Source organism: Caldithrix abyssi DSM 13497 (assembly GCF_001886815.1).
Lineage (GTDB): Bacteria > Calditrichota > Calditrichia > Calditrichales > Calditrichaceae > Caldithrix > Caldithrix abyssi.
In genome coordinates this window covers 2919817-2936648 of record NZ_CP018099.1, presented here as the reverse complement: position 1 = coordinate 2936648, position 16832 = coordinate 2919817, and the positions used below count along the sequence as shown (strand labels likewise).

Annotated in this window: 9 protein-coding genes; all 9 read left to right on the top strand. The window is 43.3% G+C overall.

Going from position 1 to position 16832, the window contains the following annotated elements; all coding sequences use genetic code 11:
• Window positions 1–102: 102 nt before the first annotated feature.
• The 9 genes from Cabys_RS11435 (at window position 103) to Cabys_RS11395 (ending at window position 16771) form a co-directional block, all read left to right on the top strand.
• A complete protein-coding gene (locus tag Cabys_RS11435) occupies window positions 103–3453 on the top strand; it encodes a VPS10 domain-containing protein (protein WP_006930611.1) in 3351 nt (1116 codons plus the stop codon).
• A gap of 266 nt (window positions 3454–3719) precedes the next feature.
• The gene (locus Cabys_RS11430; protein ID WP_006930610.1) at window positions 3720–6506 is read left to right on the top strand and encodes a TonB-dependent receptor; all 2787 of its coding nucleotides are present in this window, start codon (window positions 3720–3722) and stop codon (window positions 6504–6506) included.
• 23 nt (window positions 6507–6529) lie between these two features.
• On the top strand, window positions 6530–7669 hold the full coding sequence (locus Cabys_RS11425) for a DUF4876 domain-containing protein (RefSeq protein WP_006930609.1): 1140 nt from the start codon (window positions 6530–6532) through the stop codon (window positions 7667–7669).
• A 1-nt stretch (window position 7670) separates the two neighbouring features.
• Complete coding sequence (locus Cabys_RS11420; protein WP_006930608.1) at window positions 7671–9131, top strand: DUF6850 family outer membrane beta-barrel protein; 1461 nt, start codon at window positions 7671–7673, stop codon at window positions 9129–9131.
• Window positions 9132–9178: 47 nt separating this feature from the next.
• Window positions 9179–11800, top strand: coding sequence for a YCF48-related protein (locus Cabys_RS11415; protein ID WP_006930607.1), 2622 nt, complete (start codon window positions 9179–9181; stop codon window positions 11798–11800).
• A 180-nt stretch (window positions 11801–11980) separates the two neighbouring features.
• Window positions 11981–12871 carry an ABC transporter ATP-binding protein gene (locus tag Cabys_RS11410; RefSeq protein ID WP_006930606.1) on the top strand — a complete coding sequence of 297 codons (891 nt, stop codon included), beginning with the start codon at window positions 11981–11983 and terminating at the stop codon, window positions 12869–12871.
• Between the two features lie 8 nt (window positions 12872–12879).
• Window positions 12880–13551: a hypothetical protein gene (locus tag Cabys_RS11405; RefSeq protein ID WP_006930605.1), complete on the top strand. Its 672-nt coding sequence runs from the start codon at window positions 12880–12882 to the stop codon at window positions 13549–13551.
• Window positions 13548–14783, top strand: a complete 1236-nt coding sequence (locus tag Cabys_RS11400; RefSeq protein ID WP_006930604.1) for a DUF4857 domain-containing protein — start codon at window positions 13548–13550, stop codon at window positions 14781–14783. Before Cabys_RS11405 ends, Cabys_RS11400 begins: the two co-directional genes overlap by 4 nt.
• 23 nt (window positions 14784–14806) lie before the next feature.
• Window positions 14807–16771 (top strand): 4Fe-4S binding protein, encoded by a 1965-nt coding sequence (locus Cabys_RS11395; protein WP_006930603.1) that lies wholly within the window; start codon window positions 14807–14809, stop codon window positions 16769–16771.
• Window positions 16772–16832: the final 61 nt, after the last annotated feature.

Sequence of the window (16832 nt, the reverse complement as noted above, 5' to 3'; positions counted from 1 at the left end):
ACGTAGTATTTGGACCTGTCTGAAAAACCGCCTGCATGCGTTTTTGGCAGTGGGCAAAAGTTGAAATCCGTTCTGCTCACATAAGCTCAGGAAAGGGATGAGATGAATCGTCGGATATTGGCTACTATTGCTATGGCGTTTTTGGGATTAATCCTGATTTTACCTTTTTCAGACGCCTTAATAATGCAAAACACATCGATGGATTGGCGGGCTGCCGACAAAGAGGAAGAGCAAGAAATTGCCCGTCGCCCGGATAAACCGGATCAGGCCGCCCTGGAAGAAATTTTGTTACGCTCGCAGATTGGTCAAAAATTTTCCTATCCTTCCAACTGGCGCTTTAAAGCCTTTCGTCAGGTAAAACAGCAATATCACTTATTAAAGGTCAATGACGATTTAAAATGGGTGGAGCGCGGCCCTTCGGGCGTGGCCGGTCGAGCGCGCGCGGTTGTAATTCATCCCCGGCAATCCCAAAGGTGGTGGGTTGGCGCAGTTGGCGGTGGAATTTGGCGCACCGATGACGGCGGCCAAACCTGGACCTGTCAGACGGATGATATGCCTGTATTGTCCGTTTCCACCATTGCCATTTGTGACTCGCAACCGGATGTTTTGTACGCCGGCACCGGAGAAGGATTCTTTAATTATGATGCCATTGTTGGAGACGGCATTTTTAAAACAACCAATGGCGGCGTGAGCTGGACGCAACTACCGGAGACCATTAGCGACTACGACTTTAGATTTGTCAATCGCATTGTGGTGCATCCCCGCCATCCCGATACCCTGCTGGCGGCGACAAAGACAGGCGTGCTGCGTTCTATGGACGGCGGGCAAACCTGGCAAAAGGTGTTCGATATTGGCAGCAGCGTGCAGCAGATCGTCTGCAATCCGTTGAATTTTAATTCATTGTTCATTACGGTCTGGAAGGCGGGTATTTACAAATCCGTGGATATGGGAGATAACTGGCATTTTGTAAGCGATTCCATTAAAAACGCAACGCGTATCGAGCTGGCCATCTCAGCAATAGATACAAATTACGTTTACGCCGCGGCAGCCGATACAAGTTATGCCTTGCTGGGCTTGTTTAAATCAAACGACGGTGGAAGAACCTGGAACAACCTGGGAAATGCGGTAAACTGGCTGTATCACCAGGGATGGTACAATAATACGCTTCTGGTACATCCTTTTAATCCGCAAATTGTTTTTGTCGGTGGGATTGATCTGTACAAAGTTGAAACGCAAAATAATGGCTTTAATTCCGAACGGCTTTCCAGCTGGTACATTTCCAACGTTTATCCTTATGTTCATGCCGATCAGCACTGTATTGCGGCCATTACGCATGCGGATTCTACTTTAGAACTGGTGGTGACCAATGACGGCGGTGTGTTTTATTCGAACGATGGCGGCATAAGCTGGCAAAGCAAAAACACGGGCTTAAATATCACCCAATTTTACGATGCCGACAGAAATCCGAATGCGAATCAGTACATCGGCGGCACGCAGGACAATGGCACGCTGGTTTCGCCTAAAAATCCATCGCGTACCAGCGAATGGATAAAAAAGATCGACGGCGACGGGTTCGACTGCGCCTGGGACGATCAAAATGCCGATATTGTTTACGGTACGCTTTACAATTCGATCATCTACAAATCGATTACGCAAGGAGAGTATTTTAAAGAAAAAAACAATGGTCTGCCCGAGAGCCGCATTTTTCACACTCCGCTGGTGATGGATCCGCACAATACGAACAAACTGATCACGGCTTCGGATACAAACAGAATTTATATTAGTTATAACGGCGCAGAAAGCTGGCATCCGGTGGATGTTAATTTAGGCGGTTACAAATGGATCAGGTTGGCCATTTCTAAAAAAGATTCTAATATTGTTTGGGCGGCCAGTTCTTCCTTTTACATCAATGTTTCTATCGACGGCGGTAAAAGCTTTCGCGTTGTCTCTAACCCGGATCAAAACCTGAACGCCTATCTGACCGGCATTGCCACCTCGCCTTTTGATAGCGCAACGGCTCTGGTTATGTTTGGCGTGTATGGCTATGGAAAGATCTTTCGAACGCGAAATTTAGGGCAAAGCTGGGAAGATATTACCAGTAATCTACCGGAGGTGCCGGTACATTGCGCGCTGTTTATGCCGTATGATTCCAGTCAAATCTGGATCGGAACAGATATCGGCGTTTTCGTTTCGTACAATGGCGGGCAGAGCTGGTCTTATTTTGATCGCGGTCTGCCGGCCGTGGCCGTGCGTAGTATGAAAATCATTGGTTCGCAGATTGTAGCCGCCACTCATGGCCGAGGCGTGTGGACGCTGGATAACGACACCTTGCGCACATACAACTTGCCCGTCAAAGAGCCGTTGCTGGCGGAATTACCTTTGCCCAATCCCAATACCGATTCCCTTAAAATTAGCTTTTTTACGCAAGGCGCCTACGATTCGTTAAAGGTGCTGGTGAACGATGTTCCCGGGGCAACGCTGTTCAATTTAAAAGCCTACTCCGATACCTTTGCCTACTGCGCGGTTCAGCGTCCGGCTGTTGTACAAATCCATCTCAAAGGATACAAAGACGGCGCGATTTATGTTTCGCAAACAAAGTCGATAGAAACATTTGAAACGCTCGATAGCCTTTATCTCGAATTTGAAGATGGGAACAATCCCTTTGAAGGGCATTTTGTGGTTTCCGTGGATGAGGGGTTTTCTTCGGCTACTCTGCACACAGAGCATCCTTACGCCAATAGTCAGGAACACATTGCCCTTTTGCCCAATCCCATTGTTGTTTCGGATAGTATGCGATTGAGTTATTCCGATATTGCCGTTGTGGAACCTGGCGACGAAGGTTACTATTACCCCTATCCGCAAATGTGGGATTACGTGACGGTTGAAGGCAGCGACGATGGCCTTAATTGGAAAAACTTGATTGAACCGTACGATGCCCGATGGAATGAAGAATGGTTGAACGCTTTTAGAGAAAAACGCGCGCCTGCTCCTGATGCCTTTATGAAGCACGATACGTTATTGAGCGATATGTATGATGCCGGCACGAGAATTTATCTTCGTTTCCGTTTGCACGCCGATGCGGCCGCCAATGGCTGGGGGTGGGCCATCGACGAACTGTGGGTCGGAAAAAATTACGCCACCGGCCTGGCAGCCGCTGAAAGACCTGCGTACCAATTCCAATTAATTGGCAATTATCCAAATCCTTTTAATGCCAGCACCTTGATTAAGTTTTCGCTGGCTAAGCAAGAAGCGGTAACCTTAGTAATCTACAATGCGCTGGGCCAAAAGGTGCGAACCATTTTGAATCGAAAGGTGTTGCCCCCGGGAGCGACGCACCAGGTGAGGTGGAATGGATTAAATGACCTGGGACGGCCGGTTGGTTCTGGTATTTATTTTTGCAAAATTATTAGCGGAAAATTTGTGGATGTGCGCAAAATGGTTGTGCTAAAATAGGAGTTCCGTTCACGCAATTTGGCCGCGAATTTTGCTTTAATTTTGACAGTGATTGAGTGGCTTAACACTTATAAAAACAAATAAATACAAGAACTCAATGGTTCTAAAAAGATGGAAAATGCGCTTTTATGAAAGATGATTTTTTGGGCGGTGAGAGTAAAAAAAATAAAAGAGTTAGTAATAAACCTTAACTTACTACTTGAAAAGTGAAAAAATTATTATTAAGTTAAAAATGAAAAAAAATTCATAATGTTGTGAGAATAATAATGCGCACATTACTGCTATTTTTCGTTTTTGTATTTGCCCTTTCTCTTTTTGCTCAAAACCAAAGCGGTCAAATTACAGGCGTCATTGTCAAAACCGATAGCGATGAAAGATTATCCAACGTTATCGTTCGCATTGAAAGTAAGAACAGGTCCACTAAATCGGATGAAAACGGCGAATTTATTTTAGATGATGTGCCGCCTGGTAATTATTATTTAATTTTTATCAAAAAAGGTTTTTACTCGTTGGTCATTCCAGAAGTAAAAGTAAAAGCCGGTAAGGTCACCACTTTAAATGTAACCATGTATCCCGGGAATGCGAATGAGTTTTTGTTCCTGGAGATAGGCGGCATTCAGGTAACGGCGCAAAGAGATTTATTGCCGCAGGAACCGGAAACCATTCATCGTATCAGCAGCGGAGAAATTGAACACATGCAGGCCACCAGCCTGGCCGATGTGTTAGAAATGATACCGGGCAATGAAAAGGCGACCAACCTTGGGTTGCAAAGCAAACAAAAAATTAATTTACGTAATTTTGGGGATGCCGGTTCTGCTTTTGGAACGAAAATTATTTTAGACGACGTGCCGCTTTCGAACAATGTGGATTTACAGACAGGAGTGGGCGTTAATTATGGAACAAAGGTACAGGCATCGGCGGAAAGTCAGTATGATCTGCGTGAAATTGTGGCCGATAATTTACAACGCGTAGAAGTACAATCCGGCGCCACATCGGTTGAGTACGGAGACAATACTTCCGGCGTAATTATCGCTACAACGCGCACGGAAAACGTGCCCACGCGCATCAAGGTAAAAAATAATCCGGACACCAAAGAAGCCAATTTAATGGGCAGCTTTAAGCGCTGGAACACCAATTTTGTTTACAATTTAAATTATGGTTACAGCGAGCGCGATATTCGTATTAAAGGCGACGAATTCCATCGGATAGGCGCCTCGCTAAAGGCCAGCAATTGTTTTTTGCAAAAAAAGCTCAAAATGACGCAGGGGCTGCGTTTTTCCCGCAAAATCGAGGAAGACAATGACGAATCGGACCCCGAAAAAACAAGAGCCTACAATCGCGACTTTCATATTACGTATTCTCAACGGATAAATTTTAAGCATAGTAAAAATACCACCTTTTACATGCGCAACTTTTTAGACTACAAACGTCGAAACAGCTGGCGACACAAATTAGAAACGCGTGATTTAGGATATGCAACCACCTTAATGGAACCCGGCACCATTGAAGGTATTTTTGCCGATCCTGTTTATTTTTCGGATGTGCGTACCATAGGCGATGAATGGTCTTTAGGATTTAAAGTCAAAATCACGCACCGATTTTTTACGGGAAAATTTTTACACCGCATTTTAGCCGGCGGCGAATACCAGAAGGAGTGGAATAACGGACCGGGTAAGCAGTTTGATTTGTTGCGCCCTCCAAATGGCGGCGGGAATATTCGTCCGCGTTCTTTTAGCGATATTCCGGGAATCTCACAGTTATCTCTGTTTCTCGAAGATCGAATAACAGCCCGCTTAATTGTCCCCACAACGTTTAACATAGGACTCAGAATCGATAGCTACAATCCGGACGGTTTTTTTCCAATTAATCCTTTAAAAAATGAGGATATCTTTAAAGCGCGGCAAGGAACTTTCCTAAATCCCCGATTAGGTCTAAAGCTAAAACTTTTTAAAGATACGCAATTTCGTTTAACCTTTAGCAAAGCGTCCAAAACTCCTGCGCTTTCTATGCTGTATCCAGAAAAGTTTTATTTAGATGTGAACGATATTGGAATCATACATCAAACGCTGGCCGATGGCAGAGATACGACGATTACCGTCCCTTTGATTAGCACCTATGTTTACGATCGGACGAACTCTCATTTAAAAGGCTATCAAAGCACCAAATATGAAGTTGGTCTCGACCAGCGATTCGGTGATTTTGCCTTAAGTTTTAATGGTTTTTTGCAAAAAACCAATAATATTCCCCAGTATCTGGGCATACCTTTGACTTATTATCGATATGAATGGCCACAGTGGCCTGATGAGAGCCAGAAGACCGTAATGGAAAAAGTATTGATCGCCTCTTCTGGTTATAAAATTGCACGCAATGTAGGTTGGGTAAACAATAGCGGATTTGAATTTTTATTAAGAACGCATCGCTTGCCAAAGCTTAATATGCGCTTTTTTATTAGCGCTTCCTATGTGTTTAGCCGATCAGGCAAAAGAGACGGCGTAGCTTATTTTTCATCTGCCTCCAGATATTATTCAGCCGGCGATACGCTTTCATCCGGCTGGGTGGCGCCAGAAGATATGCAAATCGTTCCCTATTATAAGCCGACCACAAGTTGGAGGCAAAAAACCATCATCAATTATAAAATCGACTACATTGCAAGAAGTCTCGGCATCTGGTTAACGTTCAGGGCTCAACAAGTATTGTGGGATCGCTATTTACTGCTTGGTAATGTTACCACGCATGCCATCGGTTATTACAAAGACGGACAGCTGATCCCGATCGACCCGCAAACATCCACCTTGATGGGGCTGGATCGTTCTTATGACGAGCTTAGTACTAGCGTTGACGACAGCAAGCCTAACGACAAATGGTTGTTTAGTGTGATTGTGAGTAAATCGCTCTTTAAAGGCGCAGAAATTTCTCTTTTTGTGGAAAATATTTTTAATGACATGGCTTACTATAAAACGCGCTATGGTAGCTACTCGGCCCGAAATCCTGAGATGTTCTGGGGTGTAGCTTTTAGCGCAAAGCTGGATGATTTGTTTAAGACAGGTCAATAAATTTTAAAATAAGGTAAAACATCATGACAAAAAAGATTTTTCTGCTGGCGTTAGGCCTTTTGATTGTTGCCTGTGAAAAAAGTCCACCCACCCAGCAAGACGGCAGTCTTGTTTTGCGCACAATTCTGGTTGATCAAAGCGGCTTAATCGAGACAGACCCTGAATTGGGGTACGCCCCGCTAAGCAATGCCAGGGCGGTTCTGGAATCAAATACCTATTATGAAAGCCCCGGCGTTCGCAAAAAATACGTAGCGTATTCCGATAGTCAGGGCGTGGTGGAGTTCAAAGATTTATTATTGGGGCGCTACACACTAACCGTTGAGAAAGAGGTAGAGGTATCGATTGAAAATAGCGACCAGGTTGATACCTTAACCCTACGCGGTAGTAAGTTAATTGAAATGATGGATTTAACGTTTGAAGATACGCTGAAAGCCAATCTGGCTCTGGAATCCAGTCTGGTGATCAATGAAATCTACTACTGCGGTCCAAAGAACAAGGCCTTTTACTTTTATGACCAGTTTATCGAGCTTTACAATAACAGTGATACCACCGTGTATCTGGATGGTTTAATATTATGCCGCGGATTGCAAAGACACAAGCCCAATATGGATTCCGTTGACTATGTGCAGGTTACATACATCTTTCAATTTCCGGGGGAACCCAAGGTGGGCCGGGAGTATCCGGTGGCGCCCCATCAATATGTGGTTGTAGCTCAGGACGCTATAGACCATTCGCAATATATTGACACCGCGCTGGATTTATCTGACGCCGACTGGGAATTTTATAATCCTTATGGCGCCGAGATCGATAATCCTGCGCCGAATGTGGTGAATGTTCTCCCCGAAAGATCGCTGGATTTTATGATCAATCTTGTGCATAATTTTGTGCTGTTGGCCGACGGTACTGATTTTTATGCCGGAGAGGTTTCGGATAGAGGGTACCAATACTACCACGTTCCGATTCATACCATCTTAGACGGAGTGGAATATAGTTCCAATCCGAATTCGCTGAAGCAATTAACCGTTCGCATTGACGCCGGATTTGCCGGAGTGGGAATGAGTAAATACAGCGGTAAATCCGTCCAGAGGCGTCAACCAGGTTTCGATACCAATAACAGTAGTCTGGATTTTATTATCTTAGATCATCCTACACCGGGATATTAATATGATGAAAAGAGTATGTTGCTTTTTTGTTTTAATCTGCTTTTTAATCATGGCGGGGCAAAGCTTTGCCGGGAATATCCACCAGTGGCGAGTGGGCGCCATCGAAATTGCCATTCCGGCTAATATTAATGAGATCAATCTCTATCATTTTAGCCAGAATTCCGCCTGGTTAGAGGCCAGCGATTCTTTGAACTGGATGACCATAAGTTTTAATAGTCAGAATTCATGGGGCGAACTACGTCGCTGGTGGGATGCGTATGGCGTTCATCAGAACGATGTCCGGTTCACGGGACAAAAACATGTATCGCCAACTCAGGCGTTTTATGGTTCCGTGCAATATAATATGGACTATTTAAGCGACGTAAACCGCGCCATTGAAATTGAACCTTATGCGCCCGATCCTTTTGTGCCCTGTGATTCGATGCAAGGAGATTTTTCCTATATCGGGCCGCAGGTTGAGGCCACTTTTAGCCACCGGCTGTTAAAAAACTTATGGTGGGGCGTTGGACTGAATTACAAAATTTACAGAGGTTTAAAAAAAGTCTATTCCATGCCGGAAATCATTCGGCGCAAAATCACTACCGACTTAAGCCTGGCCTATCGCCTTTCAGGCTCTATCGTTATTGGCCTTTCTTTAAAACCCTTTGATGTACTGGATATTATTAAGATCGCGAGGCAGCCAGACGGTACCAGCCCCATTATTTTTCGTTATCGCGGAGAATTCCTTTTTACTTCTATCACCAGCACCGATGATCGGAATGCCCGAACGAAAGGCCTGGACGTTCAACCACAAATAATGTTTGATTTTACACGCTTAAAAGGCGTAATGAACGTCGGCTATAAGTATGTCTGGCACGAGGTGTACGATAGCCCCCTTGTGCGCCGTTACGATGGATATTACCAGGGGCAAGATTATTATTTTTCTACCTTATGGCGTTATTTTTTGTCTGCTTCTATGAAAAATAGTTTATCATTACGGTATCGCTTTCGCTATCTGGAAGATTGGGCAGAAGAGCCGGTCAAAAGGATGGCTATTTATCGTTCGTACCAGCGCTTTCATCATCTTACGATAGGATTCTCCAGAAAAATGGGTTCTCTGCATCCTTTAACCGTTGCGATTGAAAGTGATTATCAACGTATTTTGCCCGATAAGCGTGATTATCTGGCCCGAATCTATCGCAATGAGCCCATTTCCGCTTTTGATTTGAAAATAGGGGGCATCTATTCTCCATATCCAAGATGGTATATTCAAACAGGAATGTGGTACCGTGTTTATAACGAACCTGAAATATGGCATTATTATGGCGATTACCGGGCAAAAGGCGGCGCTCTGGGAGTTGCCTTTTATCAGGGGAAAACAATCTGGCTGTTAAATGCGGATTTTGGTCAAAAGCAGGGCGTGTCCAATCATCGTTCACAAAACCAGATTAATGTACAAATACAACTCAGAAAATTTTTATAAAATTTTAAGTTAGACGTATTTGTTTCATAAAAAAGGAGGTCTTAGGGATGCGGTATTATTTACAAGTTATTTTAATTCTTGGGATGGCAAGTTTTTTGTTCGGTCAATCCTGGGAGGTGGTTAAAGAAGGGGAGATGGAATATTATCCCAACAGCGGCGTGTTTTTTAATGCCGATACCGGCCTGTTCGTCGGGGATGATGGGGCGGTAATGATGACCACGGATGGCGGAGTAAGCGGAGATATTGTACGCTATCCGGAATATGATGGAGCTCCCAGCTGGTCAGACGTCGGTTTTGCCAACAATCTGGTAGGATATGCCTGCGCATCGAGCGGCGGTTGTATTTACAAAACGGAAGATGGCGGCTACACCTGGACGCAGGTTGGCGATACCGCCCAGTTCACATTCGATTTAAACAATATTGCCGTGGTGAATGAAAATACGGTTTATGTGGCCGGTGATGACGGCGTATTAAAAACGACCGATGGCGGCGTAACATGGACGAAAAGTAATTATACGTTTGAGGTAAGCGGAACCGTTCAAAAATTGGATGGCGGCATTGCGTTTTGTAACGAGAACGTTGGCGTGGTGGCGACCGGCGCAAATAAAGGCGCTACCTGGTACACCCATGACGGCGGGCAAACCTGGAATTTTGTGCAGCTTATTTTTCCGGGAGGCATTAGTAAACGCCTGTACGATGTAGACGCTTATGGCGATTCGACCATTGCCATTGTCGGCTACCATTTTACAGTTTTCCTTTCTCAGGATGGTGGAAAAACCTATCAACAAATCGCCAACTGGTCTACCAATTATGTCCAGTTTTATTCAGTTCAACTTTTAAATGAAAATACGGTTGTTGCCGGCGGATCGGATGGGCATGTGACAATGACGACGGATGGGGGGAATTCCTGGAACGACATCGATATCCCGGCAGCTCATTCAGTTATATTTGTCTATTTCCTGGATGCAAACACAGGCTATGTTTTTGCCAGAGACGGACAGTGGTTCAAAACAACGGATGGCGGAGTCACTTACACGCCATTGTTGGGATGGCCCAATGTAGATTTTAAAGGACTGGCCATTTCGCCTGCTAATACTATTCTCGGCGTTTGTTTTAAAGGCGATGCCACCATCAGCACAGACGGAGGATATAACTGGACCTATCCGGATAACCTGCTGGTTGGCGCAAGAAGTACGCTGTACACTGCCGATTTTGCCAATGAAAACCTTGCACTTGCCGGCGGCTATAAAGGAATTCTCTACCGCAGCACGGACGGCGGGTTGACCTGGCAGGAAGTTCCTAATCCAATGTATGATGAAGGCAAAAGTATTTACGTTGTTCGTTTTGTGGATGAAAATCTGGCTTTTGCAGCGGGCAGTAAAGGTTACATCATGAAATCGGAAGATGGCGGGCAAACCTGGACGCTGGTCGGTAATTCCGAAACAAGTACCATCTATGACATCTGGCCGGTTGCCAGCAAGCAAATACTGGCTGGCTGTTACAGCGGAAAGTTGCTGGTCTCAACCGCAACGCTGGATTCTTTTTACCTGAAATATGATTACGGTTCAATGAACTTAAGAGAAATTGAGTTCAGAGGCGACCACGGCGTGGTTGTTGGCACCAAAGGCTATATTTTTCACACAACGGTTGCAAATTGGGATACCTTGCAGGAAGTATTTGTAGAACCGGATGGCGATGATTTCTTTGGCGTGGCCTTTGTAAACGATACCCTGGTTTACGCGGTTGGCGAAAAGGGCAAAATTTATTATTCCAACGATGCCGGTCTTACCTGGCAAAAAGACGATAGCGTGACCACCCAGAATCTGGAACGCGTGGAATATGCTCAGGGAAAATTGTGGGTAGTAGGCGCAAATGGCGTAATTTTGAAAAAAGATTTTGAACCGCAAGTGGCCACGCAAAACTTGTTTATCAATGAATTTATGGCTTCTAATGATTCCGCTTTTGCCGATGAATACGGTGAATACGATGACTGGATCGAAATTTACAATGCCAATGATTTTCCAGTGGACATCGGCGGCATGTACATTACAGATGATCTTGGCGAGCCGACAGCCTATCAGATACCAGACACCCTGCCTGCTGCTACAACTATTCCGGCCAACGGATTTCTGATTTTATGGGCCGATAAACAGCCCGAACAAGGCGTTTTGCATGTGAACATTAAATTGAGCGCTTCCGGAGAACAAATCGGGCTTAGTGAATACTTTGAAGGCAGCTATCGCTTCATCGATTCGTTGACCTTTGGCGAACAAACAACGGATATTTCTTACGGACGCAGAGACGATGGCGGCTCGGAATGGGTTTTCTTTAGCACGGCCACACCTGGCGAAACCAATGCTAATGGCGTTATTGTCAGCATTGACCATTCGCCAACGGCAACCATCACCGATTACGAATTAAAACAAAATTATCCCAATCCATTTAACCCGCTGACGACAATCGAATTTTCCTTGAAAAAAGCCGATCAGACGACCCTGACCATTTACAATGTTGCGGGACAGAAAGTTGCAACCGTTATCAATAAAAAGCTGAATCCGGGCGCATACAAGGTTAAAATTAATGCAGGCAAGTTTGCCAGCGGCGTTTATTTTTATGAACTGAAAAGCGGTAATTTTAAAGCGATTCGCAAAATGTTGCTTGTTAAATAGACGATCGCCCCTTAAGCGCCGTTATTTCAATAACGGCGCTTTTCCTTAATTTCTTTAAACCTGAATATCAAAGTTCAGGTCGGAGTGTTCTTCAGCATAATAGTAAAAATGAATAGTGTGATTATTTCCTTGAACATAAAGTAAAAAAGGTTTATATCATTTAACTTGAAGAGGAAACCAATGGAAAATGTTGTAGAATGCGTTAACCTAACGCATTATTATGGAAAGCGGTTGATTTATGAAAATCTGAATTTTGTCATCAAGAAAGGGAGTATTTTTGGTCTGTTAGGGAAAAACGGAACGGGCAAGACTACAACGATTAATATCTTACACGGCTATTTGCGCCCCCATTCCGGACATTGCTACATTTTTGGTGAAGATTCGCAGCATTTAAGTCCGCAAACAAAAGCCAGAATGGGCTTTTTAATGGAAGGTCATATTCAATATAATTTTATGACCATCACCCAAATTGAAAAATTTTACTCCGCCTTTTATCCTAAGTGGAAAAAAGAGGCTTATTACGATTTAATGGAGAAGTTAGAGGTTGAACCGCAACAAAAGCTTTCTACCATGTCTTGTGGACAGCGTTCTCAGGTCGCTTTAGGATTGATCCTGGCACAGGATCCGGATTTAATGATATTAGATGACTATTCCATGGGATTGGATGCCGGTTACCGCCGGTTGTTCCTGGACTATTTAAAAGAATATGCCATCGGGCGAGGGAAAACAATTTTCATTACATCGCATATTATTCAGGATCTGGAAGGGCTGGTGGAAGATATCGTTGTTCTGGATTACAAAGGCGTATTGCTTACCAGCACGGTTAAGGAGTTTAAAGCAAATTTTAAACAATTTACCTTCGACCTTCCAGAAGGTCACCATGTTAGCCTTCATAAAGATGATGTGATTGCGAATTTTGAGATTTTTAAAACCAGAGGCATAGTTTATTCCTTTAAAACACAGGACAAAGTAGAGGAGCATCTGAAAAAATTAAACGTGCCATTTAAAAACATTAAACAGGTGCCCATGACTCTGGAAGATGCCTTTATTGGTTTAACTGGAAAATATTAGGAGAAGAGATGGTAAAAGCACTATTCTATAAGGAATGGCTAAAAGTTCGCTCAGCCGTGTTTATTTTAGCCGGACTTTTTATCGTTTTGGTAATAAAAATAGCTCTTGAAATTTCTTATAATATTCGATTTCTTGACGCCAATAAATTCTGGTATCAGGTCATCATTCTGGGAGATTTTTATTTTGACGATTTAAAATTTTTCCCATTATTGATTGGACTGGTCATCGCCTTTGCGCAATATATGCCAGAAATAAACGCCAATCGCTTAAAATTAACATTACACCTGCCGTTAAAAGAAAATTCCATCTTATTATTTATGGTTGGTTTTGGGACGCTGGCATTTTTTGCTGTAAATTTATTGGGAATGGGGTTGTTCTCCATTGTCACCGCCAGAATTTTTCCCTGGGAGTTCTTATTCAATGTCTGGATAACGATCGCCCCATGGGTATTAGCCGGCTTCACAATCTATTGGGCGGCTGCGGCCATATTTGTGGAACCGATCTGGCTAAAGCGAATCGTTTTGATTATATTTTCCTTTGGCTATTTGTTTTTCTTATTCTATACTTCGGCATACAGTATGTATAAGTATTCGTTACCCTGGTTTATCATTACTTCACTGTTTTTTAGTGTTATCATTTTATATACCGGTCAGCGTTTTCGCAGAGGAGTGGAAAAATGATTATAAAAATTAGCAGATTATTTATCATTTTGATTGTTATTCTGGTTTCGGCCGTTTATATTCCAGAGTATTACTGGTTAAGCTTTGAAAAAAAGACGCCATCGCCCATGGCTTATTACAGCCCAATTCTTGAGAATTATTTAATTGCATATTATGACGATGGTTTCTACTATAAAACGAAAGACGGAAAAAGGTTTACCCGCGATGAGGCAGATCCTTTATTACCTTTTTTTAATTATCGAATTCTGGCCGCCAAAGGGCAGATGCCGGACTCGATTAAAGGACACAAAGTTGATCTAAAAGAAATTCGATTGAATAATCTGTTTATTCGCATCCGTCCCAAGCATATCAATGTGCCCGTTATCCCTTTATATCCCCTTATGGAAGCCAATCCGCCCCGTTTGTCTCTTAGCATACCGGATGATTTTTTTAGAATTACGCCACAGGGGATCGAATTTATTAACGCCGCTACCAATGAACTTAACACAAAAAAATCAGAAAAATTTACCAGAGCTTTAAAAGATGAGGGATTTGTTTTTCCGGCCCAGAAAGTGTTCGGTAATATTACCACACGTAAACCGTTTGATGAAGGCTATTTTATTGTGGATAAAAACGGCCAGCTTTTTCATCTAAAAATGATTGACGGCGAACCGTTTTGCCGCAATACCCATAAGCCTGATAGTATCGATGTGCGCGTTATTTTTATTAACGAACGAGATTTAAGAGAATTTTATGGTGTTGTGATTGATACGAAAAATCAAGTTTACTTTTTAATGTATGACCAATATCGTTTTCAGAAAATTCCAATCTCAAATTATAATCCGGATGAAGATAATTTGTACATTCTGGGCAATCTTATGTACCGCATTTTTAACATTAAAAAAGACACGCAATTATTGTCGTTCACAACCAATCGTCAGTACCAGCTAATCGCTACATACCAGGAAAGCTGGCCTGGCTTTTACCAGTCAACAGCGGGAATCATCACGAAATATTTTTTTCCTTTTACGCTGCAAATTCGGAAAAGTACTACGGAGTTTGCCAGCTTTTATTTCGATGATTTTTCGCCCAAAGCCATTATTTTTAATGTCTTGTTATTGTTTTTGGCTATGTATATTTTCAAAAAACGGAGGCAGAAGATTAAAAATAGCTGGTTTGATCTGGTCATTATTTTAGTGACAGGAATTTATGGTTTTATTGGCGTTTCACTTTTTGAACCGCCGGTCGATTAACGGAAAATGTTTAAGGAGTAAAAATGGCACAAAAAAACAGAACAAATTATTTGCGATTGACTTTTCAGTGGGGAATAATGGCCCTGCTGTTCTATATGGTGCTACGGTGGTGGATCGATCCAAACTATGTCCCGGATTTTGAGGCGTATTGTCCGTTTGGCGGTATGCAAGCCCTGAGCAGCTATTTAGTCAATAATTCTCTGGCCTGTTCAATGACAGAACACCAGATTTTTATGGGCGTTTTGCTGCTGATCGGCGTTTTGATTTTCAGCAAGCTGTTTTGCAGTTATATTTGTCCCATCGGCACCTTTACCGAATGGCTGGGCAAAATCGGTGAAAAATTTAAAGTACGCTACACGATCAGCGGGGTTGCAGATAAAGCCTTACGTAGCCTTAAATATATCTTGTTATTTTTGACCTTTTATTTTACCGTTGGTTCCAGCGAACTGTTCTGTAAAGAATACGATCCCTTTTTTGCCGTCTTTACCGGCTTCGGGAGTGATGTGGTGTTGTACTTTGCCCTGCCCGCATTAATTATCACCATTTTAGGCGCTGTTTTTATTCGACAGTTCTGGTGTAAGTATCTGTGCCCGTTAAGCGCCATCTCCAATATTTTTTCCAACGCGGTGGTCTTTTTTGCCGTTATGGTGATTTATCTGATATTACTCAAATTGGGCCTGCAAATTAGCTGGTTGTGGCCTGCGGGGATCATCATTTTAATTGCCATGTTGCTGGAGGTTACCAGGCTAGAAGGCTGGCTTTTTCCGGTTTTTAAAATCAAACGCAAAGGGGATGCCTGCGTGGACTGCAACCTGTGCAACAAGGCCTGCCCCATGGGCTTGGATGTTATGGGCGTTGAAACAGTGGAGCATATCGATTGCCATTTATGTGTCGATTGCATTAAGGCCTGCCCGGTTTCCGACACCTTAACCATTAACAAAAAGAAAATGACCTGGCTACCGGCTACCGCCACGGTAGTGCTAATTGTTTTAGGGTTATTTTTGGCCAGAACGATAGAATTGCCCACCATTAACATGAAATGGGGGCCGGAACAAAAACTGGAAACGGCTGCCATCTTTTCGCAATCCGGTCTTAAAAATATTAAGTGTTATGGCAGCGCCATGTCCTTTGCTTCGAGAATGCAACGCGTAAAGGGCGTTTTGGGCGTAAAAGCCTATGTGCGCTCTCATACGGCAGAAATTTACTATGATCCGCAGGTCATCGATCCCGAAAAGATTAAAGCCGCAATTTTTACGCCGGCTAAAACACTGTTTAGAATGCCTGCCTCGCCAACCGACAGCGTGGCCGCGGCGGTCTTTTGGGTGGATAAGTTGTTCGATACATACGATTCTTTCTACTTTACGCAACTGCTTAAACAGAATAAAGGGATTTATGGGTTCAGCACCCATTTCGGCGAACCGGTAGAGGCTACGATCTACTTTAATGACTCTCTTTTAACCATAGATGAAATTAAGAATATTATCGAACAACCGGAAGTCACCTATGTGAGCAGAGGGAAATCTTACACGGTAAAGTTAAAGTTTAAAGTTGCGAAAACATCTCAAACAATAGAGCATATTACCAGAAGCGCGTTTATAAAAGAGCTGTTTACCCCCTTTAACATGGTTTTTAACGAATATAAAAAATATAAACCGCAAGACCTGGCCGTTTACAAAATTTACATGCCGCAGGCGCTGAATGCCGGTATCCGTCGTAGCCTGATGATGTTAGTAAGTCACCTTTCAACCAATGATTACATCGTACGCTTTAAAACGGATATTGTGGATCAAAAACCCTATGCTTTTGTTTACTTTGTAAAAAATAAAGTCCCGGCAGATAGTATTTTTAGCGCCTTAAATAAGCCGCAATTAACCGTCCACTACCGCAATGGGAAAACGGGCCTGGTCAACAATCCCTTCCGCTTTCCTCTAAAAGGCGAAGTTATTCAGCCGGAAACGATCGAACGAAAACTTGTCCAAAAACAGTAGTTTTCCTTCCTCAGGTCAGGGGCTGTCCCAAAAGTCAAAGAAAATGTATTTTTATAAAGTT